We start from the raw sequence: 25,318 nt of genomic DNA, 5'->3' as shown, positions 1-25,318 counted from the left end.
CGTTCATTCCTCGGACTATCTGACGTACGTCAGTGCAGTTCATCGGAATGGATCGTTAGGCTAGCAACTATCTGAAGCGTCGCGTTCCCCACAAGGGAAGGCTCGCTCACCGTCATCTCCTACCCGGAGTGACGGCGATTCCTGACCGTCATGGATGGCGCGTCACCAGCATGCAGGATGCAACCGGGCCACGAGCTCATGGAAAACCTCTGCTATCGGACTTCCAAGAACAATCCTCCGTACCGGAATGACAGCAGCATCACAGGATGCGCAGGCTCGCCCCAAGTGAGTCAGCCAAGCCCGTTCGATGCGGCTTTGTCACGTCTGTACGGTCGTTGTGCCCTGGGAGACCACGTAACCGTTTCAGCACTGTGGTATTTCCCTTCATGAACGTTTTGAAAGGCCAGGACATCCTGGCACTTGGCTTTATGACCTTCGCCCTGTTCGTCGGCGCGGGCAACATCATCTTCCCGCCCATCGTGGGCTTGCAGTCCGGACCGCACGTCTGGATGGCGGCGCTGGGCTTTTTGATCACCGCGGTCGGCCTGCCGGTGATCACCGTGGTCGCGCTGGCCAAGGTCGGCGGGGCGATGGACACCCTCAGCCACCCGATCGGTCGCGTCGCGGGTGGGCTGCTGGCGGCTGTCTGCTACCTGTCGGTCGGTCCGCTGTTCGCCACCCCGCGCACCGCTACCGTCTCCTTCGAGGTAGGCCTGGCGCCGCTGACCGGGGAGGGCGCTCTGCCGCTGTTCCTCTACAGCCTGGTGTACTTCCTGGTGGTGCTGGTGATCTCCCTGTATCCGGGCAAGCTGCTCGATACCGTCGGCCGCTTCCTCGCGCCGCTGAAGATCATCGCTCTGGCCGCCCTGGGCATCGCCGCCTTCATGCTGCCGGCCGGCCCCATCGGCAGCGCGGAGCCGGCCTACCAGGCCGCCGCGTTCTCCCAGGGCTTCGTCAATGGCTACCTGACCATGGATACCCTCGGCGCGCTGGTCTTCGGCATCGTCATCGTCAACGCGATCCGTTCCCGTGGCGTGCAGTCGCCGCGCCTGATCACCCGCTACGCCATCATCGCCGGCCTGATCGCCGGGGTAGGCCTGGCGCTGGTGTACATCAGCCTGTTCCGCCTGGGCGCGGGCAGCCATGACATCGCCGCCGGCGCCAGCAACGGCGCCGCCGTCCTGCACGCCTACGTGCAGCACACCTTCGGCTCGCTGGGCAGCACCTTCCTGGCCGTGCTGATCGCGCTGGCCTGCCTGGTCACCGCCGTGGGCCTGACCTGCGCCTGCGCCGAGTACTTCTGCCGCATCCTGCCGCTGTCGTACCGCAGCCTGGTGATCATCCTCGCGGCGTTCTCGCTGCTGGTGTCGAACCTGGGCCTGACCAAGCTCATCCAGTTCTCGATCCCGGTACTGACCGCCATCTATCCGCCGTGCATCGTGCTGGTGGCGCTGAGCTTCTGCGCCAGCCTGTGGCGTTCGCAGACGCGCATCGTCGCCCCGGTGATGGTGATCTCCTTCGTCTTCGGCATCATCGACGCGCTGAAGGGCGCCAAGCTCGACGCCTGGATGCCGGTCTGGATGGAGCATCTGCCGCTGGCCGAGCAGGGCCTCGCCTGGCTGATCCCGTCGGTGGTCATGCTGGCCGCGATGGCAGTGCTCGATCGTCTGCTGGGCAAGCCCCAGGAAGCGATGGCCTGACGCCCGCCGTGCAAACGAAAAAGGCCGCCCACAAGGCGGCCTTTTTCATGTCTGCATGGTCTTCTACAAGATTACAGACCGTGTCTTTATCCGCATATCTGGCGTCTATCCGCCGCGTATTCCTTCAAAACTTCACGCAAGGACAAGCATGACCGACGTCGTCGACCTGTTCGATATCCAGTACCTGTGGAACCTGTTCGCCATCCTCTGGTTCCTTGTCTGCTGGATCGGCTACACCCGCTATGCCAAGGCCAAGGCCCGCGATACCGCCTGCCTGGCCAGCGTGCTGCACCTCTACCGTCAGGACTGGATGCGCCGGCTGCTGCTGCGCGACAACCGCGTGGCCGACGCCAGCGTGATCGGCAATCTGGAGCGCAACGCGTCGTTCTTCGCTTCCAGCACCCTGATCATCCTCGCCGGCATCCTGACCCTGCTGGGCTCCGCCGAACGCACCATCTCGGTGCTGGCCGACCTGCCGTTCGTGGCGCCGCCGACCCGCGGGCTGTCGGAGCTGAAGCTGCTCTGCCTGGCGGTGGTGTTCGTCTATGCCTTCTTCACCTTCAGCTGGTGCATGCGGCAATACAATTTCGCGGCGGTGCTGGTGGCTTCCGCGCCGATGGTGGGGGAGCGCAGCGTCGGCGAGCAGGAGCGCAAGATGTACGCCGAGCGCGCGGCGCGCGTGGTGTCGCTGGCGGCGCACCAGTTCAACCAGGGCCTGCGTACCTACTACTTCGGCCTGGCGATGCTCGCCTGGTTCATCAACCCGCTGATCTTCATGCTGGTGACCGCCGGAGTAGTGGGGGTGCTGTACCAGCGCGAGTTCCATTCCCGCGTGCTGCATGTGATGGTCTACACGCCGACGCCCCAGGCGGACGCCCCGCGCGACGACGATATCCCGGCCTGAGCTGACGCCGGATGCGACAAGGCCCGCGAATGCGGGCCTTGTGCTGTACAACGCGAGAAGCGGCTTATCGCCAGCTCACGATCTGCTGCGCGTCGGCATAACTGCGTTAAAAACAGGCTCGGAATGCTCATTTACAACTCGTAAACTCCGCTTCCTCGCCTGTTTTTGCCTTGTTCTGCTCTAGCTCGCGAGATCGTGAACAGGCTCTTACTGCTTCTGCTCTTCGCCTGCGGGCTCCTGCGGCGCGGTAGCCGGGGCTGCCGGTGCAGCCGGGGCGGCTTCAGGCGCCGGCGGAGTCGTCGGTGCCGGGGTGGCCGGCTGCTCAGTAGCGGCGGGCGCAGCCGGCGCTTTCGGCTCTTCTTTCTTGCCGCAGGCGGCAAGACCCAGACCGGCGATCAGCATCAGAGCGAGGGGAAGGGTTTTTTTCATGTGGAGCCTCCATGTGCGGCTTTCCTGGTGATAGCCCTTTGAGCAAGCGACCATCGAATAAGTTCAACGAATATTCCTACAGCGTAGGTTTTCATCACTGTAGGTGTGGCAGGGGGCGGGGTATGATGCGGGCCCGTGCAGTCATTCGGTCGCCCACGCCATGAGTGAAAACCCCATTCTTGAGCGCGCCCAGCGCTTTCTTTCGGCGTTGCGCCATTGCCAGTTGCTCGGCATCAGCGCCCATGCCGCCGACACTTCCGGCCTGACGCTGCGCCTGCCGTACAGCGCTGCCATCGTCGGCAATCCGGAAACCGGCGTCATTCATGGCGGGGCGATCACCACGCTGATGGACACCACCTGCGGCATCTCCACCGTCTGCGTGCTGCCGCAATTCGAGATCTGCCCCACCCTGGACCTGCGTATCGACTACATGCACCCGGCCGAGCCCGGCAAGGATGTGTTCGGTTTCGCCGAGTGCTACCGGGTGACCCCGAACATCATCTTCACCCGTGGCATCGCCTACCAGGACGACCCGTCCGAGCCGATCGCCCACGTGGTCGGCACCTTCATGCGCATGGGCAAGGCGGTTTCCGCCGGCAGCGTGAAGCGCAGTGTCGACGGGGAGGCCAGCGCATGAGCACGCCGAGCATCGAGCAACTGGTGCGCGAAGCCCACGAAAGCAAGAATTGCGACGGGCTGATCGAGTCGATTCCCTATGCCAAGCTGATCGGCATCCGCTGCCTGCGCCTGGGCGACGACGCGATCTTCCACCTGCCGGCCAACCCCGACAACATCGGCAACCCGACCCTGCCGGCATTGCACGGCGGCGTCATCGCCGGCTTCATGGAACATTCCGCGCTGCTGCACCTGCTGATGTTCATGAGCCTTCCGCACATGCCCAAGATCATCGACTTCTCCATCGATTACCTGCGCGCCGGGCATTTCCGCGATACCTACGCGCAATGCCAGGTATGGCGACAGGGACGGCGGGTGGCCAACGTGGCGATCACCGCCTGGCAGACCACCCGCGCCGAACCCATCGCCACCGCACGGGCCCACTTCAAGGTCGACGGTGCCTGAATGGATACCCTGCTGATCCTGCTGGGGCTGCTGCTGATCCTCGCCGGCTACGTCTGGCTGGTCATGCAGGCCTTCGGCCGCAGCCTGTTCTGGGGACTCGCCAGCCTGGTGCCGCCGTTGGCGCTGGTGTTCATCCTGCGTCACTGGATGCAGGCGCGCAGTTCGGTGATGCTCGGCGGCCTGGGTTGCATCCCGCTGGTGGTCGGCCTGACGTTGCTGGCGGTCCACGACAGCGCGCGCCTGGAAGCCATCCTGCGTCTCGATTGGTTGCGGCCCGAACAGGTCGCCAAGCCGGAACTGGCCATCCAGTTGCGCGGTGAGCTGAATGGCAAGCCGTTTGCGCCCGAACAGGCCGAGCTGATCGACGGAGTGCTGAGCCTGCGGGAAGGGCAGGACTTCTACGCGCACCGCGAAGTGCGCATTCATTTGCCTGCCGCAGTCGACGGGCCCTTGCGGCTGGATGTACTACCCAACGATTCCGGCATCTTGCCGGAGGTGGAAATCAGCTGGCTGGCTCCCGGCCGGGACCTGCCCGAGGCTGTCCGTATCGCGCGGGGCTACAGCCTGCACCTGGATCTGCAACCGGAAGCGCCCAACCGCATGGTCGGCGACTTCCACCTGGTGCTTCCCGCACAGATGCAGACCACCCTGAGTGGAAAGGTCGAGCTGTACACCAATCACCTGCGCTACCGCGACGGGCAGGTGGATACCCGCGTCGGTTCCCAGGACACCCTGGCCTATGTGGTGCGCGACTACCTGCAACGGCGCTTCGCTCGACGCGATATCGAGCTGGCCCGATTGCCCCGGCTGGACACCCAGCGGTCGGTGCTGGAGGTGCCCGTCAGCTTCAGTGCCGGTGGCGAGCCACAGACGCTGTCGCTCACCCTGGCCAAGACCGATAGCCGGGGTTGGGGGGTCAAGGGCGACAAATATCCGCGCCTGGTCGAAAGCCCGGCACCGGCCCCGGCGCAGCCAGAGCCCCAGCCTGTCGAACCGACGGCCGGCCAGTCACCGGCTGCGCTGGAGGTCGGGTTGATTGCACTGCAGCGCCTGCAGGCCGCGCCGGAGCACTTCGCCAATCGCCGGGTGCGCGTCCAGACCGAACAGGGGCGCACAGCCGATGGGGTTTTCGTCGGTCTGGACGCTGACGGTCGCCTGGTCATTCGCCACAGCCTGAGCGGCGCGGGGGAGGCGAGTTACGTCCTGCGCCCCAGCGAAGTGGTCAGCATCGAATTACTCGCGCAATGAGTCTTCGGGGCAAACCCTTGAATTCGTTCAGGAAGCCCCCATCTCGCTGACATCGGCCGCATGACGCGGTATTTGTCATCCTCGGAGCGAGAAACAATGAGCGTGGAGACTCAAAAAGAAACACTGGGCTTCCAGACCGAAGTGAAGCAGCTGCTTCACCTGATGATTCATTCCCTGTATTCGAACAAGGAAATCTTCCTTCGCGAGCTGATTTCCAACGCCTCCGACGCCGCCGACAAGCTGCGTTTCGAGGCCCTGGCAAAGCCTGAGCTGCTCGAAGGCGGCGCCGAGCTGAAAATCCGTGTGAGCTTCGACAAGGACGCCAAGACCGTCACCCTCGAAGACAACGGCATCGGTATGAGCCGCGAGGAAGTCATCGCGCACCTGGGTACCATCGCCAAGTCCGGCACCGCTGACTTCCTGAAGAACCTCTCGGGCGACCAGAAGAAGGATTCCCACCTGATCGGCCAGTTCGGCGTGGGCTTCTACAGCGCCTTCATCGTCGCCGATAAGGTTGATGTGTTCACCCGCCGCGCCGGTGCGTCGGCCAGCGAAGGCGTGCACTGGTCCTCCAAGGGGGAGGGCGAGTTCGAGGTCGCGACCATCGAGAAAGCCGACCGTGGCACCCGCATCGTCCTGCACCTGAAGGACGGCGAAGACGAGTTCGCCGACGGCTGGCGCCTGCGCAATATCGTCAAGAAGTACTCCGACCACGTCGCGCTGCCCATCGAGCTGCCGAAGGAACACCACGGTGAAGAGGCACCGGCCGAAACCGAGTGGGAAGTGGTCAACCGTGCCAGCGCCCTGTGGACCCGTCCGCGCACCGAGGTGAAGGACGAGGAATACCAGGAGTTCTACAAGCACATCGCCCATGACTTCGAGAACCCGCTGACCTGGAGCCACAACAAGGTCGAGGGCAAGCTCGAGTACACCTCGCTGCTGTACGTCCCGGCCCGCGCGCCGTTCGACCTGTACCACCGCGAGGCACCGCGCGGCCTGAAGCTCTACGTACAGCGCGTGTTCATCATGGATCAGGCCGACCAGTTCCTGCCGCTGTACCTGCGCTTCATCAAGGGTGTGGTGGATTCCAACGACCTGTCGCTGAACGTCTCCCGTGAGATCCTGCAGTCCGGCCCCATCGTCGATTCGATGAAATCCGCGCTGACCAAGCGCTCCCTGGACATGCTGGAAAAGCTCGCCAGCAACGACGCCGAAGCCTACAAGGGCTTCTGGAAGAACTTCGGCCAGGTGCTGAAGGAAGGCCCGGCCGAGGACTTCGCCAACAAGGACAAGATCGCCGGCCTGCTGCGCTTCTCCTCCACCAGCGATGACAGCGGCGAGCAGAGCGTTTCCCTGGCCGACTACATCGGCCGGATGAAGGAAGGCCAGGACAAGATCTACTACCTCACCGGCGAAAGCTTCGCCCAGGTGAAGAACAGCCCGCACCTGGAAGTCTTCCGCAAGAAAGGCATCGAAGTGCTGCTGCTCACCGACCGTATCGACGAGTGGCTGATGAGCTACCTGCCGGAGTTCGACGGCAAGCAGTTCGTCGACGTCGCCCGCGGCGACCTGGATCTGGGCAGCCTGGACTCCGAAGAGGACAAGAAGGCCCAGGAAGAGATCGCCAAGGCCAAAGAAGGCCTGGCCGAGCGCCTCAAGGCCGCGCTGGGCGATGAAGTCGCCGAGGTGCGCGTGTCCCACCGCCTGACCGACTCGCCGGCGATCCTCGCCATCGGCGAACAGGACCTGGGCCTGCAGATGCGCCAGATCCTCGAGGCCAGCGGCCAGAAGGTGCCGGAGTCCAAGCCGATCTTCGAATTCAACCCGGCCCACCCGCTGATCGAGAAGCTCGACGCGGAAGCCGACGAAGACCGTTTCGGCGAGCTGACCCACATCCTCTTCGACCAGGCCGCCCTGGCCGCGGGGGACAGCCTGAAGGACCCGGCCGCCTACGTGCGCCGTCTGAACAAGCTGCTGGTGGAACTCTCCGCCTGAGTCGCCGCCTGAAAAACAAAGCCCGCTTCGGCGGGCTTTGTGCTTTCTTTATCCGCTCCACCTAACCGACAAGCGAAAAGGGGATTACCCAATGAGCCAGATCAGCGTGCAACCGGTCGCCTACAGCCAGGACGGCGTGTCCTTCGAGGGCCAGTTGGTATTCGATGCCGCCAGCAACGCACCGCGCCCCGGCCTGCTGATGGCGCCGAACTGGATGGGCGTCAGCCAGGGTGCCGTGGATATCGCCCGCAAGGTCGCCGAGCGCGGCTACGTGGTGTTGGTGGCCGATCTGTATGGCAAGGATGTGCGTCCCAACGGTACGGAGCAGGCGGCCGCCGCCATGATGCCGCTGAAGAACGACCGCGCGCTGCTGCGCAAGCGCATGCAGCTTTCCCTCGCCACCCTGCTGGAGCAGGCCGGCAAGGCTCCGCTGGACATCACTCGGCTGGCTACCTTCGGCTTCTGCTTCGGCGGCTGCTGCGCCTTGGAACTGGCCCGCGACGGTGCGCCGCTGGCGGCTGCCGTGTCCTTCCACGGCACCCTGGACACGCCGAACCCGGCCGACGCGAAGAACATCAAGGGCTCGGTGCTGGTCCTCGACGGCGCCGTCGACCCCTTCGTGCCCCGTGAGCAGCTGACCGAGTTCGCCAGGGAAATGATCGACGCCAACGTCGACTGGGCACTGACCAGCTACGGCGGCGCCGCGCATTCCTTCACCGATCCGCATGCGCAGATCCCGGGCAAGATGCAGTACGACGCCAAGGTGGCACGCCGCGCGTTTGCCGCGATGTTCGATCTGCTGGATGAGCGCTTCGGCGGCTGAAATCCCCCCCCGGTGAACGAAAACGCCGCGCCCCCATTGGAGGCGCGGCGTTTTTATTTGCTCTTCGTAGGAGCGAGCTTGCTCGCGAACCCTGCCTCGCAGCGGAGATTGTTCGCGAGAAAGCTCGCTCCTACGACAATCCTGTTGTCCCGCAGCGGTCCCTGATCAGGGCGCGTTGGCTGGTCGCTGAGCGGCTCGTTCGTCGGCGCGGTAACCCTTGGCGCCGAACCAGACGATGTACAGGTAGCACAGCAGCGGAACGGCGAAGGAGTGCAGCAGGCCGATGCGGTCGGCGAAGAAGGCTTGCACCAGCGGCATCACGGCGCCGCCGACGATGGCCATGCAGAGCAGGCCGGAGCCCTTGCTGGTGAGGTTGCCCAGGCCCTCCAGAGCGAGGGAGAAGATGGTCGGGAACATGATCGAGTTGAACAGTCCGATCAGGATCAGCGACCACATCGCCACGTGCCCGCCGACGCTGAGCGCCACGGCGATCAGCAGGGTGATCACCAGGGCATTGAAGGCCAGCATGCGGTTGGCCGGAATCGCGCGCATCAGCACGCTGCCGATGAAGCGGCCGACCATGGCGCCGCCCCAGTAGAACGACAGGTACTTGCCGGCCTGTTCGGCGGGCAGCCCGGCGATGTCCGGCTGGCCCATCAGGCTGACCAGGTAGCTGCCGATGGAAACCTCGGCGCCGACGTAGGCGAAGATCGCGATCACCCCGAAGATCAGGTGGCGATGGGCGAACAGCGAATGCTGGCCCGCCGCGGCGCCGTCGCTGGGCTCGCCGTGGTGAATCTTCGGCAGGCGGAACAGGGCGATCAGCACGGCGATGGCGAACAGCAGGCCGGCCAGCACCAGGTAGGGCGTCTTCACCGTGTCCGCCTCGGTGGCGGCGGAGCTGCCGAGCTGCGAAGCGGCACCGGCACCGATGGCGAGAATGGTCACCGAACCCACCAGCGGCCCGACGGTGGTGCCGAGTGAGTTGAAGGCCTGGGTCAGGTTGAGCCGGCTGGCGGCGGTGGCTGCCGGGCCGAGTACGTTCACGTAAGGATTGGCCGCGACCTGCAGGAGGGTGATGCCGGAAGCGAGGATGAACAGCGCAGCGAGGAAGAACGGGTAGGACTGCGCACTCGCCGCCGGGTAGAACAGCAGACAGCCGACCCCGGCAGTGGCCAGGCCGACGATGATCCCGCTCTTGTAGCCGACCTTTTCCACCAGGCGTCCGGAGGGGAAGGACATGATGAAGTAGGCGCCGAAGAAGCAGAACTGGATCAGTGAGGCCTCCACGTAGGACAGAGTGAACACTGCCTTGAGGTGCGGTACGAGGATGTCGTTGAGCGAGGTGATCAGGCCCCACATGAAGAACAGCAGGGTCAGCACGGTCAGGGCGCTGGTGTGGCGGTTGGCGTGCGGTTGGTCCATCGCGGACTCCTTGGGCCGGAAATGTGGCTCTTGCCGTGGCAAGGGGCTGGGGCTCGATGCTGCGCGCAGCGCGCGCCGCGACTCCTCATCCGTCCCCTATTTTTACGACAGGATGAGGGATTCCTGATCCGTTTCTCATTGTGCTCAGCGCGGCAACTCGATGCGCTCCCGTTCGCCCGGCACCGTCGGCCAGTCGCGGGCGGACCAGCGGGTGCGGGCGCTGTCGATCAGCGCCGGGTCGCTGGCGACGAAATTCCAGTTCATCCGCCGCGGCCCATCCAGCGGCGCGCCGCCGATGATTACCGCCCGGCAGTCGGTGCAGGCGGAGAGGGTGAAGGTGGCGCCTTCGGGCAGCACCAGCAGTTCGTGCAGCGGCAGCGGCTCATCGTCGAGCAGGGCCTCGCCCTCGATCAGGTACAGCGCGCGTTGCGGGTGCTCGTCGGGAATCGCCAGGGTGGCGCCGACGCTGAGGGTCAGCTCGGCATAGAGGGTCGGCGAAAGCACCGGTACCGGCGATTCGAGGCAGAAGCCCGCACCGGCGATCATGCGGATGCGCACGCCCAGGGCGTCGCTTTCCGGCAGGCTGGTGGCGGGGTGGTGGCTGTAGCTGGGCTCGCAGCCTTCCTGCTCGCGGGGTAGCGCCAACCACACTTGCAGCCCGTGCAGGCGCGAGCCGTTGTGGCGCAACGTTTCCGGCGTGCGTTCGACGTGGGCGACGCCGCGCCCGGCGGTCATCCAACTGACGTCGCCGGGCAGGACGAGCTGGTCGGAGCCGAGGCTGTCCTTGTGCTGCACCTGGCCTTCGAACAGGTAGGTGAGGGTGGACAGGCCGATATGCGGGTGCTGGCGGATGTCCATGCCGTGGTCGGGGGCGAAGCTGGCTTCCAGCATGTGGTCGAAGAACACGAAGGGGCCGACGCTGCGGCATTGCGCGGACGGCAGCGGGCGGAGGATGGGAACGCCTTCGACGTCTTCGGCGCGTGGGCGGATGCTCAGCAGGGAGTCGCTCATCTTGGTTTCCAACAGGTCTGATCTGGGCATGATAGACGCTCGCCGCCGGCCCGACCCGATTCGCGTCAGCACTCTGCCTGTCATCAGCCTGTCACGCCGATGTCATAGCCTCGCGCGGTCCCCAACAAGGAGCGCGACATGTCCATTTCCCGCCTGCCAGCGGCCCTGGCCCTCACCCTGGTTTCCGCCTTCGCGTCCTCGGCCTTTGCCGAAGTGCGTGTCACCGGCCCGGTCGAGTACGGCGTCTTCGTCAGCAACTACAAGGATTACCAGCCGGGCGAGCGCGTGCTGACCAGCAGCCAGGAGCAGCTCGAGGCCACGACCCGCGTACCGGCCAAGCTGGGCACCAAGTTCGGCCTGCGTTATCAGCTCAGCGGCAAGCAGGAAGGCGACGCCCCGCTGACCCTGCTGTATTTCACGCCCGGCGTGGTCACGCCGGACGGCCAGCGCCACGACAAGTTCGAGGTGGTACAGAAGCTGGTGGTCGGCGCACCGACCGACGTGATGGCCTACCAGTTCACCGAGAACCATGAGGTGGTGCAGGGGCAGTGGCGCTTCATGGTGTTCCAGGGCGATCGCCTGCTGGCGGAAAAGACCTTCACCGTCGAGTGAGTCACGCTGTAAGAAGAAGCCCGGCTACAGGCCGGGCTTTTCTTTGCGTACGAAAAAGGCGGATTGGCAGGCGGGACACAGTTTGTTACTTTGCATGCACGATAGTGCCAAATTGAGCGTGCAGACAGAATCGACAGGGGTACCCGGGCGCCCGCAAGCGCTTCAGCAGGTGAGTTACTGCGTGATGGTCCGGCAGGAGCCGGGCAATCAGCAGCCGAGAAACGAATAAGAACAGCACCGGTTGCAATGACCGGGCAATAAATCTTGGCGGTCAAGGAGGTAATGCTGTCTATGAGCAGTCAGATGGGGGGACGTTCGTCCATTTTCTGGGCGCCCCGGCGTGCGGGCGCGGTGATGGGACTCTTGCCGCTGCTGGTGGCGGGTTCGGCGCAGGCCCTGGAGTTCAAGCTGGCCGACAACGAGGTCACCGGCTCCCTGGACAGCACCCTGTCCTACGGCGCGATGTGGCGCGTGCAGGGTCGTGACAAGAGCAACATCACCGACATCAACGCCGACGACGGCAACCGCAACTTCGATACCGGGCTGGTCTCCCAGGTGTTCAAGCTCACCTCGGACCTGTCGGCCAAATACCAGAACTACGGCCTGTTCATGCGTGGCACCGCGTACTACGACACGCAGATCATGGACAAGCGCAACGACTACTACGACACCACCGATGGCGTGGTGCGGCCCAGCCAGTCGTATCCCCAGGACGATCACTTCACCGAAGACACCCGGCACATCGCCGGCCGCAAGGCCGAGCTGCTGGATGCCTACCTGTCCGGCAGCTGGGATATCGCCGAACACCCGCTCACCGGCCGCGTCGGCCGCCAGGTACTGAACTGGGGCGAGGGCGTGTTCTACCGGGGCGGGGTCAACACCATCAACCCGGTGGACGCCGCGCGTTTCCACCTGCCGGGCTCGGAGCTCAAGGAAGTGCTGGTGCCGACGGAGGCCCTGAGCCTCAACTTCGGCCTGACCGACGACCTGTCGATGGAGACCTTCTACCAGTGGAAGTGGAAGGAAACCCGCCTGGACTCGGTGGGCACCTACTTCTCCGATACCGACCTGTTCAGCGACGGCGGCAACACCGCCTACACCACTGAGGACAACCCGCTGATCAAGGAGCTGCTGGCCGGTTACCCGACCGTGGCGTCCCTTGGCCTGCTGGGCAATGGTCCCCACGGCCCCAATGCCTTCCTCGACCCGAACACCGGCACCTTCAAGGTCGCCAACGTCGGCAAGGACATCGATGCCCGTGACGACGGCCAGTTCGGCGTGGCGTTCCGCTACATCGCCGAAGAGCTGAACTCCACCGAGTTCGGTTTCTACTTCGTCAACTATCACTCCAAGGAACCGCAGATCGCCGTCGACCTGCGCAACTACCAGGGGGTCGATGTCGCCGCCCTGAACTCGCTGCTCGGCCCGCTGGGCCTGGGCGAGGCGGTTCCCGGCCTGTCGACGCTGGACATGGCCAGCAACGCCGAGGCGCGTCGCGACTACGTCGAAGACATCCGCATGTACGGTTTCAGCTTCAACACCACCCTGGGGGATGCCTCGGTGTCCGGCGAGATCGCCTACCGGCCGAACATGCCGATCAGCATCTCCGCCACCGACGACCTGCTCGGCGACCTGCTGACCCAGGGCGTGCTCGGCCAGACCAACCTGTTCGACGCCAACGTCCCCGCCAGCCAGGCCTGTGCGCCGGTGGCCGGCAAGCAGCTGTGCCGTGGCGAGCTGTTCGAGAACTACGAGCGGGCCGAGACCTACAACATCTCGCTGTCGACCATCTACAACTTCGGCCCGCACCTGTCCTTCGACTCCATGACCGGGGTGGCCGAAGTGGCCTCCGAGCACATCCGTGGCAGCAGCCTGAAGTACACCGCCTGGGACGGCAGCGAGCGCAAGTTCGTCGGCGCCCAGGACAAGGCCTATGTCGGCGGCAACGGCGACGACGTGCAGATCGACCGCGACAGCTACGGCTACACCCTGCTGCTCACCGGCAGCTGGAACGATGTCTACGCTGGGGTGAAGCTCTCGCCCTATGTCGTCTACCAGGAGGACTTCAGCGGCAACTCCGACCGTACTGGCAATTTCATCGAGGGGCGCAAGGCCTACACCCTCGGTATCGACGCCAGCTACCTGAACACCTTCGAGGTCGGCACCCAGTACACCAGTTACTACGGCGCCGGCTCCAGCAACTCCATGCGCGATCGGGACAACGTCTCGGTCACGGCGAAATACTCGTTCTGATCCGGAGAGAACCATGTACAAGAAGAGTTCCCTGATCGTCCTTGCGACCCTGGCGGCATTGGCCGTGACCGATGCGCGTGCAGCGGTTTCGGCGGACCAGGCGGCCAGGCTCAAGAGCAGCCTCACCCCGATGGGGGCGGAGAAGGCCGGCAACGCCGCCGGCACCATTCCCGCCTGGACCGGCGGCCTGACCTCCGCGCCAGCGGGCTACAAGGGGCCGGGCGCGCACCATGTCGATCCCTTCGCCGGGGAGAAGCCGCAGTTCGTCATCACCAAGGCCAACCTGGAGCAGTACAAGGCCAACCTGACGCCGGGGCAGATCGCACTCTTCAACGCCTATCCGGACAGCTTCCAGATGCCGGTGTACGCGACCCATCGCACCGGCTCGGCGCCGCAATGGATCTATGACAACATCTTCAGGAACGCCACCAGCGCCAAGCTGGTGGAAGGTGGCAACGGCTTCTCCGACGCCTACGGCGGCGTGCCGTTCCCCATCCCGCAGAGCGGTGTGGAGGCGGTGTGGAACCACATCGCCCGCTATCGCGGCACCTACATCGTGCGGCGTTCCTCCCAGGCCGGCGTGCAGCGCAACGGCGCCTACGCGCTGGTGACTTCCCAGGACGAGGCGCTGTTCCGCTTCTACGACCCCAAGGGCAGCGCCGACAAGCTCGGCAACACGCTGTTCTACTACATGACCTTCACTACCGCCCCGGCGCGCCTGGCCGGTAATGGCGCGCTGGTGCAGGAGACCCTCGACCAGGTCAAGGAACCGCGCCAGGCCTGGGGCTACAACCCCGGCCAGCGTCGCGTGCGTCGGGCGCCGACCCTCGCCTACGACACCCCCATCGAAGACTCCGATGGCCTGCGTACCGCCGATGACACCGACATGTACAACGGTGCGCCGGACCGCTACGACTGGACCCTGGTGGGCAAGAAGGAAATCTACATCCCCTACAACAACTACCAGGTGACCAGCCCCGAGGTGAAGTACAAGGACCTGCTCACTCCCGGCCACATCAATCCCAAGTACACCCGCTATGAGCTGCATCGTGTCTGGGTGGTGGACGGCAAGCTCAAGCCTGGCGCGCGGCATATCTACTCGCGGCGTACCCTCTACCTAGACGAGGACAGCTGGGGGGCCGCCGTGGTGGACCAGTACGACGGCCGCGGCGAGCTGTGGCGCGTGTCCCAGGCCTACCTGAAGAGCTTCTACGAGCAGCCGATGGTGTGGACTGCGCTGGATACCTTCCACGACCTCCAGGCCCATCGCTACAGCATCCAGTGGCTGGACAACGAGGAACCCGGCACCGCCGACTTCAGCCAGCCGGCCCCGGATGACTCCAACTTCAGCCCCTCGGCGTTGCGCCGCAAAGCCTCGCGCTGAGAGCAGAAACGACAAAGGCCCCGAAAGGGGCCTTTGGCTTTTTGCCGGGTGACTTTGCGTCTCGCACGGAACGCGCTTGCTTTTCGTAGGAGCGAGCTTGCTCGCGAACCTGTTTAGCACCTGACCCTGTCGCTGGAGTGCCTTCGCGAGCAAGCTCGCTCCTACACATTCGGCGTCGTGCCAGCAGTTCAGTCCCCGCGATACTCGCAACCGCTGGTGCAGGTCTCGTGCACCCGCACCTTGGACAGTTCCGGCAGCAGCGGCTTGAGCTGTTGCCATATCCAGCGGCAGAGGTTTTCGCTGGTGGGGTTTTCCAGCCCCGGAATCTCGTTCAGGTAGTTGTGATCGAGCTGGTCGTAGATCGGCTTGAAGATCTGCTTGATCTCGGCGAAGTCGCGAATCCAGCCGGTATACGGGTCGACCTCACCCTCGATGTAGATGGCGGCCCGGAAGGAGTGGCCATGCAGGCGGCCGCACTGGTGCCCGGCGGGGACGTGGGGCAGGCGGTGGGCGGCTTCGAAGGTGAACTCTTTGAACAATTCCACGGTGGTGCGCTCTATGACGATCGCCGGCCCGGAGACGGGCCGGCCGGAAAATGGGCACCTAGTCTATCACCAACCCGTAAGCCGGGCCGGACGTTCCGGCCAGCGGCTCAGCGGATCGCCAGCCGTTTCGCCAGGCGATTGAGATTGGCGCGATCCAGTCCCAGCTCGCGAGCGACGGCCGCCCAGTTGCCGTCGTGGCGTTCCAGACTGTGGTTGATCATGCGCCGCTGGAAGGCATCGACCGCCGGGCGCAGTTCGCCTTGCGGGCTGGCCTCCGGGACGCTGTCCGCGATGGCGGAAGCACCGGGGGGCGACTGTTTCTGCTGTTCCAGGCCGAGGTCGTCCAGGCCCAGGCTGAGGATGCGCGAGCGCTGCGGATGGTTCGCCAGCGCCTTGAGCGAGGCACGTCCGATCAGGTGCTCCAGCTCCCGCACGTTGCCCGGCCAGCCGTAGTCGAGCAGGGCGGCCTGGGCCTCGCGGGTCAGGCGCAGGCTGCGCAGCCCCAGGCGCGGGCGGTTCTCCTCGAGGAAGTAACCGGCCAGCAGCAGCACGTCGTTGCCGCGCTCGCGCAACGGCGGCACCCGCAGCGGGTAGACGCTCAGACGGTGGTAGAGGTCGGCGCGGAAGCGCCCGGCACGCACCTCTTCGGCGAGGTCGCGGTTGGTGGCGGCGATCAGGCGCACGTCGACGTGGTGTTCGCGGTCCGAGCCGACCCGCTGCAGTTGTCCGCTCTGCAGCACGCGCAGCAGCTTGGCCTGGATCGCCAGTGGCAGCTCGCCCACCTCGTCGAGGAACAGGGTGCCGCCATCGGCCAGCTCGAACTTGCCGCGCCGCTCGCCCACCGCGCCGGAGAATGCGCCGCGCACGTGGCCGAACAGCTCGCTTTCCACCAGGGTCTCCGGCAGCGCCGCGCAGTTCAGGCTGACCAGTGGCTGCCCGCTGCGCAGGGAGTTGGCGTGGATCGATTGCGCCACCAGCTCCTTGCCCACGCCGGTCTCGCCGGTGATCAGCACGCTCAGGTCGCTGCCGGCCACCAGCTGGATTTCGTTCATCAGCGCCTGGTGCGCCTTGCTCTGGCCGATCAGCTCCCGCGGCTGGTCGCCGGAGGCGCGCTGGTAGGCATCGGCACGCTGTTGCTCGTGCTCGGCGCGCAGGGCGAGGTCGAGCATGCGCTGGCTGGCTTTCACCGTGGCGGCGGCGAGGCTGGCGAAGGCTTCGAGGTTGTCCAGGTCGCCTGTGGAGAAACGCTCCGGGTCGAGCGCATCGAGGGTCAACAGGCCCCAGGGCTGCTCGTCGAGGAACAGCGGGCAACCCAGGCAATCGTGCACTTCCAGATGCCCGTGCAGGCCTTCCACCAGGCCGTCGTAAGGGTCTGGCAGGCCGCAGTCGGCGGCGAAACGGGTCGGGCCGGGGTGTTCGAGGAGGGCGCGCAGACGCGGGTGCTCATTGATCTTGAAGCGGCGGCCGAGGGTGTCGGGGCTGAGTCCGTCGACGGCCAGCGGCACCAGTTGGTCGCCTTCCAGGCGCAGCAGGGCGGTGGCATCGCAGGGCAGCAGTTGGCGCAGCGCTTCCAGCAGGCGCCGATAGCGTTCGCTGTCGGGCAGCTCGCGAGAGAGGTCGGCCACCAGCGGGAGCAGGGTGGCGAGCAAGGGGTTTCGGGTCATTTTGACCTCATTGGAGTCATTATGACTCGTGACGATATGGGTCATTATGACTCAATAAATTCCAAAGGTCCCGGAAATACCGGGCTCCAGGGTTGGCACGTTTTCTGAAACGTCTCTGGCAGAAAGCACAGGCAGACCACTCTCTACCTGGCCAACCCGAGGAGATACCGATGCTGTCCAACGAACACCGTACCCTGGTCAAGGCCACCGTCCCGCTGCTGGAGACCGGCGGCGAGGCGCTGACCCAGCACTTCTACAAGATGATGCTGAGCGAATACCCCGAGGTACGCCCGCTGTTCAACCAGGCGCACCAGGCGTCCGGCGACCAGCCCCGCGCCCTGGCCAACGGTGTGCTGATGTACGCCCGCCACATCGACGAGCTGGAGCAACTCGGCCCGCTGGTGGCGAAGATCGTCAACAAGCACGCCGCGCTGCAGATCCTGCCGGAGCATTACCCGATCGTTGGCAGTTGCCTGCTGCGGGCGATCCGCGAGGTACTGGGCGAGGAAATCGCCACCCAGGCGGTGATCGATGCCTGGGCCGCCGCGTATGGCCAACTGGCCGAGATCCTGATCGGCGCCGAGGAGTCGGTGTACCAGCAGAACGCCGAGCAGCCCGGCGGCTGGCGTGGCGCGCGGCGCTTCCGTATCGCCCGCAAGGAAGTCGAGAGTGAGGAAATCACCTCCTTCTACTTCCAGCCGGTGGACGGCGGCGCATTGCTTGACTTCCAGCCCGGCCAGTACATCGGCCTGCGCCTTGAGCTGGACGGCGAGGAAGTACGCCGTACCTATTCGCTCTCCGATGCGCCCAATGGCCGCGAGTACCGCATCAGCGTGAAGCGCGAGACGGAGGGCAAGGTTTCCAACCACCTGCACGACGAGATCAAGGTGGGCGACGAGATCGAGCTGTTCCCGCCGGCAGGCGACTTCGTCCTGCGCGACGGCGACAAGCCGCTGGCGCTGATCACCGCCGGCGTGGGCATCACTCCGGCGCTGGCGATGCTCAGGCAGGCCCTGGACGGCGGGCGCGAGGTGCACTTCATCCACTGCGCCCGTCATGGCGGTGTGCATGCGTTCCGCGAGTGGATCGAGGCACAGTCCGAGGCCCATCCGCACTTGCTGCATTACTTCTGCTACAGCGAGCCGCGGGAGCAGGACGAGGCCCACGCCGAAGGCTTCCTCAGCCGCGACCTGCTGGCCCAGTGGCTGCCGGCCAACCGTGACCTGGACGCCTATTTCCTCGGGCCCAAGCCCTTCATGGCCCAGGTGAAGCGTCATCTGCGCGAGCTCGGCGTGCCCGAGCAGCAAACCCACTACGAGTTCTTCGGCCCGGCCAGCGTGCTGGAGGCCTGAAGCTGAAATACCCGGCCCGTTCGCGGGCCGGTTCAACCGAGGAGGTGTGTGATGGACGGTCTTTTCGCTTGCCCCAGACGGAGCCTGGTGATGTCGTCGACGCTGCTCGGCAGCGGGCTTGCGCTGTTGCTGGTGGGCCTCACGGGAGCCTATGTCATCGATGCCGGGCTGTCGCTGCTGGCGATAGTCGCGTCCCACGCGCTCACCATCCTCGGTCCTACATTGCTGAAGCTGGGCTATGTGCTACGGCTCATCGCCCAGCATCAGATGCGCAAGGAAGGCTGGGAGGCATGCTGTGTTGCTGGTTGATCGAAAAGCCCTGTTGACCATTCCGGCGCTGTGGCGCCTGGGTTTCCGCCCATTCTTCCTCGGTGGCGCGTTGTTCGCGCTGATCGGCATCGCGGCCTGGGCGGCGGTGCTGCTGGGCCTGCTGCCGGCCTGGGAGCCCTTGGGCGGCTGGCTGGCCTGGCACCGCCATGAAATGCTCTTCGGCTTCGCCAGCGCCATCATCGCCGGCTTCCTGCTGACCGCCGTGCAGACCTGGACCGGCCGGTCCGGCGTCAGCGGCCGCCCGCTGATGATCCTCGCCGGCATCTGGCTGGCGGCCCGGCTCGCCTGGCTCGGCGGCGCGCCACTGTGGCTGGTCACGCCTCTGGAGCTGGCATTCCTGCCGGCGCTGGCGTTTTTCGTCGGGCGCAGCCTGTGGCAGGTGAAGCAGGTGCGCAACTACCCGGTGATCGCGGTGCTGACGCTGCTCACGCTGGCTGATGCGCAAGTGATGCTGGGCCTCTGGGGCGGCCGTGATGACTGGCAGCGCGGCGGGGTGCTGGCAGCGCTCTGGCTGGTGGCGGCGCTGATGGGCTTGATCGGCGGACGCGTCATTCCTTTCTTCACCCAGCGTGGCCTGGGCCGTACCGCACAGGTGCCGGCCTGGCCCTGGCTGGACAATCTGCTGCTGGCCGGCACGATGCTGGTGGCCGTGCTGACGGCGGCTGGCTTCGGTCTGGCGCCACATCCGCTGTTGGGCGCGTTGTTCGCGGTGCTCGCCGTGGGCCACCTGATTCGCCTGTGGCGCTGGCGGGACAAGGGTATCCGGGGTGTGCCGCTGCTGTGGTCGCTGCACCTGGCCTATCTCTGGATGCTGCTGGCCCCGGCGGGCATGGCGGTGTGGAACTTCGGTGCGCCGATTGCCCTCAGCCTGCCGATTCACGCGTTGACGGTCGGGGGTGTGGGTGGCCTGATCCTGGCGATGATCGCCCGTGTCAGCCTCGGTCACACGGGGCGTCCGCTGCAGCCGCCGAAGGTCATGGCCTGGGCGTTTGCGTTGCTCAATCTGGGTGTGCTGTGCCGGGTCGTGTTGGTGCTGTGGCTGCCCATGCAGGGCCTGAGCCTGGCAGCGGCCTGCTGGGTGGTGGCCTTCCTGCTGTTCGCCTGGCACTACGGGCCGATGTTCTGGCAGCCGCGGGTGGACGGGCAGCCGGGGTGATTTCTCTTCGCGGGAGCGCGGATCGCGGACAAGGTCCGCTCCTACGAGAGCGGCAGTGCGCCTCGTTTCCGTTCGCGGCTCACTGCGCCTGGCGCAAGCGCTTGAGCTCGGTGTTCAACCAGGTGGCGGTGTCCTGCGTGCCGCCTGGGCAGCGGACCCGGTAGGGCTTGCCGCTCATGCTGCTCTTGCTGGCGGCGCGCTCGATGAAGTCTTCGGCGCTGCTCACCAGGTCCTTGTTTTCCAGGTAATCGAGCTTCTTCTGCAGATGCGCGCGGGCCTCGCTGCCCGGGTACTCGCTGCCGTTGCGGATGAAGCGGCAGTCGCTGTGCTCGACGAAGTCCAGCAGTTGGGTGACTTCCCTCTGTGCCTTGGCATCGACGGCGGCGTGCGCGCCCGTGCAGGCCAGCAGGAGCGAGGTGAGCAGGAGCGAAGATAGCAGACGCATGGAGAGTTCCTTTCGAGTGCGTGGGGCGCGCCGATCATGTCAGCGGCAGCAGGCGTTCACTCAGTCTGCCGCTGTCCACCAGTTCAAGGAACTCGTCGCCCATCCGCCGGCTTTCGTCCATCGCCGTGTGCCAGTAGCGCTCGCGCCCGGCGTCGTCGCCCAGGTAACGGTGGAAGTCCTTGCGGTCCGGCAGCTTGTTGTGCGGCAGGCGCGCCAGGTACTCCTTCGACGGCGCCAGCAGCAGCACGTCCTGCAGGCGGCCGGCGTCGCCACGGCGCCAGGGCAGACCCTTGTCGAACCAGCCGGGGATCACCTTGTCGGTGAAATGCGGATAAAGCACCACGCCTTCGGGCAGGTAGGGCAGGTCGAGGTGATAGTCCAGCAGACCGCCGTCGCGGTAGGTGCCGGGGCCGGCGCCGGGAATGTCGCGCACGCCTTCCATCACCATCGGGATCGATCCGGAAGCGAGCAGGGCGTGGCGCAGGTTGGCCAGGTCCAGGTGCAGGTAGCGCGAGGGAAAGTCCGACAGCGGCTCCAGCGGTGGCGCCCGGCGCGAGTCGTGGATGATCAACCGCTCGAAGTGCCGGTGCAGATGACGGCGGCCCACCAGGTTGTCGCGGATCACCGCGCCCAGGCCCATGCCGAGGCTGGCCTTGCCGTCCCGGGCGAGGCGGCCATGGCTCTTCACCACCACCACGTTGAGGCGGTACCAGGGGTTGTCGAGGACGCTGGCGTCGCGGCCGTCGAGCAGGTCGTCGAGCATCTTCGCGCAGCTTTTCGAGACGTCGCTGATGCTCGCGTTACGGGCGAAGCGCTGCTGGGTATAGAGCTCGCCGAGGCGGCGGATGCCTTCGGCCGGGTCCGGCAGGCAGGCGCTGGCGAAGCGCCAGGAGCCGATGGAGGCGCCGATCAGCGAACGCTCGCGCGGGGCGCGTGGCAGCCATTCGCCGAACAGCGCCAGGTCCAGGCCCTGGATACCCAGTGCCTTCGGGCCGCCGGCGGCGCCAGGCAGGATACCGACATCGGCAGGGGCGAGGCCCTGTTCACGGATGCGCTTGAGGGCACGGGTGCCGGCCTTGAGGGTAAGGGCGGGGGTCTTGATCTGGATGGCGGTCATGCGGAGCCTCGCGGGTGCAAGCGGCGATTATAGAGCCTGCAGGCGCGGAGCAAGGAGACTTCACCGGGTGAATGATCCTTGCCGATTCAGCTTGAATTAAGTCCTTCACCTTAGTCTGAGGAACATGCCAATTCAGACGAGGTGTTACCCATGAAACCGCTGGTTCTTCTGACTGCCGCCACTGCGCTGCTGCTTGGGGCTGCCGCGGCGATGGCCCACGACATCGGTCCGGACGAGGCACTGCGCCTGCGCGATGCCGGCACCATTCGCGATTTCGAAGCCCTCAACCAGACTGCCCTGAGCAAGCATCCGGGCGGATCGGTGTACGATAGCGAGCTTGAGCTGGAACATGGCCGCTACCTCTACAAGGTCGATCTCAAGGACGCACAGGGCGTGAAATGGGATGTCGAACTCGATGCGGTGAGCGGTGCAATCATCAAGGATCGCCAGGACGACTGATGAAGATCGATTTGCCGCGCGCGGCCCTGCTGGCCATCGCGCTTGCCCTGTCGGCCGGTGTCGCGCAGGCCCATGACCTGAGCCAGGACGAGGCCCTGCGGCTGAGCCGTGAAGGGGTGATCCGCCCGTTCGAGGAAATCCTGCCCATCGCCCAGGGGCTCTATCCCGGCTCCAAGCTGCTGGAGGCCGAACTGGAAAAGGAGCACGACACCTATATCTACGAGGTGGAACTGCTCACCGTCGATGGCGTGGTGCGTGAACTGGAACTGGATGCCCGCAATGGTCGCATCCTCAAGGATAAGGAAGACGACTGATGCGCCTGTTGCTGGTGGAAGACCACGTCCCCCTGGCCGATGAGCTGCTGGCCACCCTGACGCGCCAGGGCTACGCCGTCGACTGGCTGGCCGACGGCCGCGACGCCGCCGTGCAGGGCGCCAGCGAGCCCTATGACCTGATCATCCTCGACCTTGGCCTGCCGGGGCGTCCGGGGCTGGACGTGCTGCGCGAATGGCGCGGCATGGGGCTGGCAACGCCGGTGCTGATCCTCACCGCGCGGGGCTCCTGGGCCGAGCGCATCGACGGCCTTAAGGCCGGCGCCGACGACTACCTCACCAAGCCGTTCCATCCCGAAGAGCTGCTGCTGCGCATCCAGGCGCTGCTGCGCCGAGCCCGTGGACTGGCCAACCAGAGCCAGCTGGAAGTGGCGGGTCTGACGCTGGACGAGGCACGGCAGTGCGTGCAGCAGGGTGGCAAGGATGTCGACCTGACGTCCGCCGAGTTCCGCCTGTTGCGCTATTTCATGCTGCACCCCGGCCAGTTGCTGTCGAAATCCCACCTTGCCGAGCACCTCTATGACGGCGAGACTGAGCGCGATTCCAACGTCATCGAGGTGCACATCAATCACCTGCGCCGCAAGCTCGGCCGGGAGATCATCGAGACCCGTCGCGGACAGGGCTACCGCTTCACCGGCACCGCCGGCGGAGCCGCCCGTTGATGTCGATCCAGCGCCGGCTCGGCCTCGGGCTCGGCGTGGTGCTGGTGGTGATCGGCCTGGTGCTGGCGCAGACCGGGCTCTGGCTGTTCGACCAGGGCCTGCGCCGCTATCTCGCCGAGGGCCTGCAGGACGAGGCGGAAAGCCTGCTGGTGGGCATCATGCGCGGCCCGGCCGGCCTGCAACTGGATGACCAGCGGGTGGACGCTGCCTATGAGCGCCTGTTCTCCGGGCGCTATTTCGTAATCCGTTTCGATGACGTCACCTGGCGTTCCCGTTCGCTGTGGGACCGGGAGCTGGACCTGCCTGAGCACAAGGGCCTGGTCCGGGCGCTGGAGAAAGGCCCGGAGGGCCAGCGATTGCTGGTCTATCGCGGCGACTACAAGCGCTATGGCAAGCAGTTGAAGATCGTCGTGGCGCAGGATTACACGCCGCTCCTCAAGAGCTTCAAACGTCTGCGCAACGTCGGCCTGGCTGCCGGTGGCGTGGCGCTGCTGCTGATCCTGGTCTTCCAGGGCTTCACCGTCCGCCGTGCCTTGCGTCCGCTGGAGCGTGTGCGCCAGCAGATCGCGCAGTTGCAGGAAGGGCAGCGCAGCCAGCTGGACCGGCAGGTGCCGCGGGAGCTGGAGCCGCTGGTGGATCAGGTCAACCACCTGCTGCAGCACACCGAAGATACCCTGCGCCGCTCGCGCAACGCGCTGGGCAACCTCGGACATGCCTTGAAGACTCCCCTCGCGGTGCTGATCAGCCTCGCCGAGCGCGATGAAGTGCGCGAGCACCCGGAGTTGCGCCGCGTGCTGCAGGAGCAACTGGAGCAGATCGAGCAACGCCTGGCCCGCGAACTGGGCCGCGCGCGCCTGGTGGGCGAAGCGCTGCCCGGCGCGCATTTCGACTGCGATGCCGAGCTGCCCAGTCTGTGCGAGATGCTCAGGCTGATCCATGGCGAACACCTGGGCATCGAATGGAAGGCGGCGCCTGGCCTGCGCCTGCCGTTCGATCGCGAGGACCTGCTGGAGATGCTCGGCAACCTGCTGGATAACGCCTGCAAGTGGGCGGATGCCCAGGTCCGGCTGACGGTGGAGAAGGGCGCCGATAGTTATCTGCTGAGCGTGGATGATGACGGTCCCGGCATTGCCGAGGATCAGCGCGAAAGTGTGCTGGAGCGCGGCACGCGGCTGGACGAACAGGTCGCGGGGCATGGCCTGGGGTTGGGCATCGCGCGGGATATTGCGGCGGCGTGTGGCGGCAACCTGAGGCTGGAAGGTAGCGAGCTCGGTGGATTGCGGGTGGTGGTCGAGTTACCGCGCCGCGCGGTGTGAGACGGCTTCCGTAGGAGTGGACTCTGTCCGCGATTGGGCTTTGTGCCGTGCGGTTCGCGAGCAAGCTCGCTCCTACAAGGTTTGCACCGGAGCGATCTTCGTAGGAGCGAGCTTGCTCGCGAACCTGATCTGGTGCCGGCCTTGCCGGCGGATCGCGGACGCTCCTACAGGTAAACCTCGTGCGTAACTGGCTGTTGTAGGAGCGGATCTTATCGGCGATCCGGCCGCCAGGCCGGCTAACGATTGTCCCGGCGGCGCCGGGATTTCGCGGAGAAGCTCCGCTCCTACGAGAGCATCCGGCGTCAGACCCGGAACTGATCCATCAATCCCTGCTGATGGTTGGCCAGCTGGTTCAGCGACTGGCTGACCTGCGCCGACTCCTGCGCCTGGCTGGACAGCGACTCGGTGACGTCACGAATGCCCGCCACGTTGCGGTTGATCTCCTCGGCCACCGCGCTCTGTTCCTCGGCGGCGCTGGCGATCTGCAGGTTCATGTCGGTGATCACGCTGACCGCCTCGCCGATGCGCTTGAGCGCGGCCACCGCCTGCTCCACCTGGCTCACGCTGTCCTGCGCCTGGCGATGGCTGTTGCTCATCGCACCGACCACGTCGCGGGTACCGTTCTGCAGACCTTCGATGACCTGGCGGATTTCCTCCACCGAGTCCTGGGTGCGTCGGGCCAGGTTGCGTACCTCGTCGGCGACCACCGCGAAACCGCGCCCTGCCTCACCGGCACGCGCCGCCTCGATGGCGGCGTTGAGCGCCAGCAGGTTGGTCTGCTCGGCGATGCCACGGATCACCTCCAGCACCGAACCGATCTGCTCGCTGCTCGCCGCCAGGCCTTCCACCTGACTCATGGCGCTGCTCATGTCGCTGGCCAGGGCATCGATCAGGCGCGTGGTGCTGTCGATCACATTGAGGCCGTCGCGGGTCGCACCGTCGGCGCCACGGGCGGCATCGGCAGCCATGGCGGCGCTGTTGGCGACGTCATGGGCGGTGGCGCTCATCTCCTGGGAGGCGGTGGCGACCTGGTCAACTTCGCGGAACTGCTGCTGCATACCGGCGCTGGTCTGGCT

24 protein-coding genes and 1 pseudogene are annotated in these 25,318 nt (G+C 65.7%); 17 read left to right on the top strand and 8 right to left on the bottom strand.

Annotation, left to right across the window (positions count from 1 at the left end):
- Nucleotides 1-386 precede the first annotated feature (386 nt).
- Both brnQ and ACAW63_RS21525 read left to right on the top strand, forming a co-directional pair.
- Entirely contained in the window at nucleotides 387-1,700 is a 1,314-nt protein-coding gene (brnQ, locus tag ACAW63_RS21530; RefSeq protein ID WP_371228559.1) for a branched-chain amino acid transport system II carrier protein, read from the top strand.
- 148 nt (nucleotides 1,701-1,848) lie between these two features.
- Nucleotides 1,849-2,604 (top strand): DUF599 domain-containing protein, encoded by a 756-nt coding sequence (locus ACAW63_RS21525; protein ID WP_275611393.1) that lies wholly within the window; start codon nucleotides 1,849-1,851, stop codon nucleotides 2,602-2,604.
- Nucleotides 2,605-2,811: 207 nt separating this feature from the next.
- Here the strand turns inward: ACAW63_RS21525 and ACAW63_RS21520 are convergent, their stop codons facing one another.
- Nucleotides 2,812-3,033 (bottom strand): hypothetical protein, encoded by a 222-nt coding sequence (locus ACAW63_RS21520; RefSeq protein ID WP_275611394.1) that lies wholly within the window; start codon nucleotides 3,031-3,033, stop codon nucleotides 2,812-2,814.
- 160 nt (nucleotides 3,034-3,193) lie between these two features.
- On the opposite strand from ACAW63_RS21520, the gene ACAW63_RS21515 reads away from it, so the two are divergent.
- The 5 genes from ACAW63_RS21515 to ACAW63_RS21495 all read left to right on the top strand — a co-directional run bounded on the left by ACAW63_RS21515 (nucleotide 3,194) and on the right by ACAW63_RS21495 (nucleotide 8,179).
- Entirely contained in the window at nucleotides 3,194-3,670 is a 477-nt protein-coding gene (locus ACAW63_RS21515) for a PaaI family thioesterase (RefSeq protein ID WP_275611395.1), read from the top strand.
- Nucleotides 3,667-4,113: a PaaI family thioesterase gene (locus ACAW63_RS21510; RefSeq protein WP_371228555.1), complete on the top strand. Its 447-nt coding sequence runs from the start codon at nucleotides 3,667-3,669 to the stop codon at nucleotides 4,111-4,113. Before ACAW63_RS21515 ends, ACAW63_RS21510 begins: the two co-directional genes overlap by 4 nt.
- Entirely contained in the window at nucleotides 4,114-5,361 is a 1,248-nt protein-coding gene (locus ACAW63_RS21505; protein WP_371228553.1) for an MFS transporter, read from the top strand.
- Between the two features lie 96 nt (nucleotides 5,362-5,457).
- Nucleotides 5,458-7,356 carry a molecular chaperone HtpG gene (htpG, locus tag ACAW63_RS21500; RefSeq protein WP_371228551.1) on the top strand — a complete coding sequence of 633 codons (1,899 nt, stop codon included), beginning with the start codon at nucleotides 5,458-5,460 and terminating at the stop codon, nucleotides 7,354-7,356.
- Between the two features lie 91 nt (nucleotides 7,357-7,447).
- On the top strand, nucleotides 7,448-8,179 hold the full coding sequence (locus tag ACAW63_RS21495; RefSeq protein ID WP_331318558.1) for a dienelactone hydrolase family protein: 732 nt from the start codon (nucleotides 7,448-7,450) through the stop codon (nucleotides 8,177-8,179).
- A gap of 165 nt (nucleotides 8,180-8,344) precedes the next feature.
- Here the strand turns inward: ACAW63_RS21495 and ACAW63_RS21490 are convergent, their stop codons facing one another.
- A complete protein-coding gene (locus ACAW63_RS21490; protein WP_371228548.1) occupies nucleotides 8,345-9,604 on the bottom strand; it encodes a sugar MFS transporter in 1,260 nt (419 codons plus the stop codon).
- A gap of 144 nt (nucleotides 9,605-9,748) precedes the next feature.
- Nucleotides 9,749-10,615 (bottom strand): pirin family protein, encoded by an 867-nt coding sequence (locus ACAW63_RS21485; RefSeq protein ID WP_371228546.1) that lies wholly within the window; start codon nucleotides 10,613-10,615, stop codon nucleotides 9,749-9,751.
- 138 nt (nucleotides 10,616-10,753) lie between these two features.
- Between ACAW63_RS21485 and ACAW63_RS21480 the strand changes: the two genes are divergently transcribed.
- The 3 genes from ACAW63_RS21480 to ACAW63_RS21470 all read left to right on the top strand — a co-directional run bounded on the left by ACAW63_RS21480 (nucleotide 10,754) and on the right by ACAW63_RS21470 (nucleotide 14,864).
- A complete protein-coding gene (locus ACAW63_RS21480) occupies nucleotides 10,754-11,227 on the top strand; it encodes a DUF3859 domain-containing protein (protein ID WP_371228544.1) in 474 nt (157 codons plus the stop codon).
- Between the two features lie 303 nt (nucleotides 11,228-11,530).
- Nucleotides 11,531-13,480 carry a DUF1302 domain-containing protein gene (locus tag ACAW63_RS21475; RefSeq protein WP_371234745.1) on the top strand — a complete coding sequence of 650 codons (1,950 nt, stop codon included), beginning with the start codon at nucleotides 11,531-11,533 and terminating at the stop codon, nucleotides 13,478-13,480.
- A gap of 13 nt (nucleotides 13,481-13,493) precedes the next feature.
- The gene (locus tag ACAW63_RS21470) at nucleotides 13,494-14,864 is read left to right on the top strand and encodes a DUF1329 domain-containing protein (protein WP_371228541.1); all 1,371 of its coding nucleotides are present in this window, start codon (nucleotides 13,494-13,496) and stop codon (nucleotides 14,862-14,864) included.
- A 188-nt stretch (nucleotides 14,865-15,052) separates the two neighbouring features.
- Here the strand turns inward: ACAW63_RS21470 and queD are convergent, their stop codons facing one another.
- Together queD and norR are read right to left on the bottom strand one after the other, a co-directional pair.
- A complete protein-coding gene (gene queD / locus ACAW63_RS21465; protein ID WP_275611404.1) occupies nucleotides 15,053-15,409 on the bottom strand; it encodes a 6-carboxytetrahydropterin synthase QueD in 357 nt (118 codons plus the stop codon).
- A 107-nt stretch (nucleotides 15,410-15,516) separates the two neighbouring features.
- Complete coding sequence (gene norR, locus ACAW63_RS21460) at nucleotides 15,517-17,073, bottom strand: nitric oxide reductase transcriptional regulator NorR (protein ID WP_371228538.1); 1,557 nt, start codon at nucleotides 17,071-17,073, stop codon at nucleotides 15,517-15,519.
- A 170-nt stretch (nucleotides 17,074-17,243) separates the two neighbouring features.
- Between norR and hmpA the strand changes: the two genes are divergently transcribed.
- The 3 genes from hmpA to ACAW63_RS21445 are packed head-to-tail and all read left to right on the top strand — an operon-like array spanning nucleotide 17,244 to nucleotide 19,911.
- The gene (hmpA, locus tag ACAW63_RS21455; RefSeq protein ID WP_371228535.1) at nucleotides 17,244-18,425 is read left to right on the top strand and encodes an NO-inducible flavohemoprotein; all 1,182 of its coding nucleotides are present in this window, start codon (nucleotides 17,244-17,246) and stop codon (nucleotides 18,423-18,425) included.
- Between the two features lie 51 nt (nucleotides 18,426-18,476).
- Nucleotides 18,477-18,734 carry a transmembrane sensor/regulator PpyR gene (locus tag ACAW63_RS21450; RefSeq protein ID WP_371228533.1) on the top strand — a complete coding sequence of 86 codons (258 nt, stop codon included), beginning with the start codon at nucleotides 18,477-18,479 and terminating at the stop codon, nucleotides 18,732-18,734.
- The gene (locus tag ACAW63_RS21445; protein ID WP_371228530.1) at nucleotides 18,721-19,911 is read left to right on the top strand and encodes an NnrS family protein; all 1,191 of its coding nucleotides are present in this window, start codon (nucleotides 18,721-18,723) and stop codon (nucleotides 19,909-19,911) included. The genes ACAW63_RS21450 and ACAW63_RS21445 overlap by 14 nt, the downstream gene beginning before the upstream one ends.
- Before the next feature lie 79 nt (nucleotides 19,912-19,990).
- Here ACAW63_RS21445 and ACAW63_RS21440 read toward each other — a convergent pair whose 3' ends face one another.
- Both ACAW63_RS21440 and ACAW63_RS21435 read right to left on the bottom strand, forming a co-directional pair.
- Nucleotides 19,991-20,356 carry a DUF5329 domain-containing protein gene (locus ACAW63_RS21440; RefSeq protein ID WP_371228528.1) on the bottom strand — a complete coding sequence of 122 codons (366 nt, stop codon included), beginning with the start codon at nucleotides 20,354-20,356 and terminating at the stop codon, nucleotides 19,991-19,993.
- Between the two features lie 34 nt (nucleotides 20,357-20,390).
- Nucleotides 20,391-21,473, bottom strand: a complete 1,083-nt coding sequence (locus tag ACAW63_RS21435) for a patatin-like phospholipase family protein (RefSeq protein WP_371228527.1) — start codon at nucleotides 21,471-21,473, stop codon at nucleotides 20,391-20,393.
- Between the two features lie 150 nt (nucleotides 21,474-21,623).
- Between ACAW63_RS21435 and ACAW63_RS21430 the strand changes: the two genes are divergently transcribed.
- Genes ACAW63_RS21430 through ACAW63_RS21415 form a run of 4 tightly spaced genes read left to right on the top strand, consistent with a single transcriptional unit; the run spans nucleotide 21,624 to nucleotide 24,242 of the window.
- Nucleotides 21,624-21,932: a PepSY domain-containing protein gene (locus tag ACAW63_RS21430; protein WP_275611410.1), complete on the top strand. Its 309-nt coding sequence runs from the start codon at nucleotides 21,624-21,626 to the stop codon at nucleotides 21,930-21,932.
- On the top strand, nucleotides 21,932-22,246 hold the full coding sequence (locus ACAW63_RS21425) for a PepSY domain-containing protein (RefSeq protein ID WP_275611411.1): 315 nt from the start codon (nucleotides 21,932-21,934) through the stop codon (nucleotides 22,244-22,246). The genes ACAW63_RS21430 and ACAW63_RS21425 overlap by 1 nt, the downstream gene beginning before the upstream one ends.
- Nucleotides 22,246-22,926 carry a response regulator transcription factor gene (locus ACAW63_RS21420; protein WP_275611412.1) on the top strand — a complete coding sequence of 227 codons (681 nt, stop codon included), beginning with the start codon at nucleotides 22,246-22,248 and terminating at the stop codon, nucleotides 22,924-22,926. The genes ACAW63_RS21425 and ACAW63_RS21420 overlap by 1 nt, the downstream gene beginning before the upstream one ends.
- Nucleotides 22,923-24,242, top strand: coding sequence for a sensor histidine kinase (locus ACAW63_RS21415; RefSeq protein WP_371228525.1), 1,320 nt, complete (start codon nucleotides 22,923-22,925; stop codon nucleotides 24,240-24,242). Before ACAW63_RS21420 ends, ACAW63_RS21415 begins: the two co-directional genes overlap by 4 nt.
- Before the next feature lie 302 nt (nucleotides 24,243-24,544).
- On the opposite strand, the pseudogene ACAW63_RS21410 reads toward ACAW63_RS21415, so the two are convergent.
- A pseudogene (locus ACAW63_RS21410) lies at nucleotides 24,545-25,054 on the bottom strand (methyl-accepting chemotaxis protein); the annotation flags it as partial.
- Nucleotides 25,055-25,318 lie beyond the last annotated feature (264 nt).

The organism is Pseudomonas sp. QE6 (assembly GCF_041379005.1).
Lineage (GTDB): Bacteria > Pseudomonadota > Gammaproteobacteria > Pseudomonadales > Pseudomonadaceae > Pseudomonas.
Note: the sequence above shows the minus strand (reverse complement) of the source record. Positions and strands in the feature narration are given on the sequence as shown.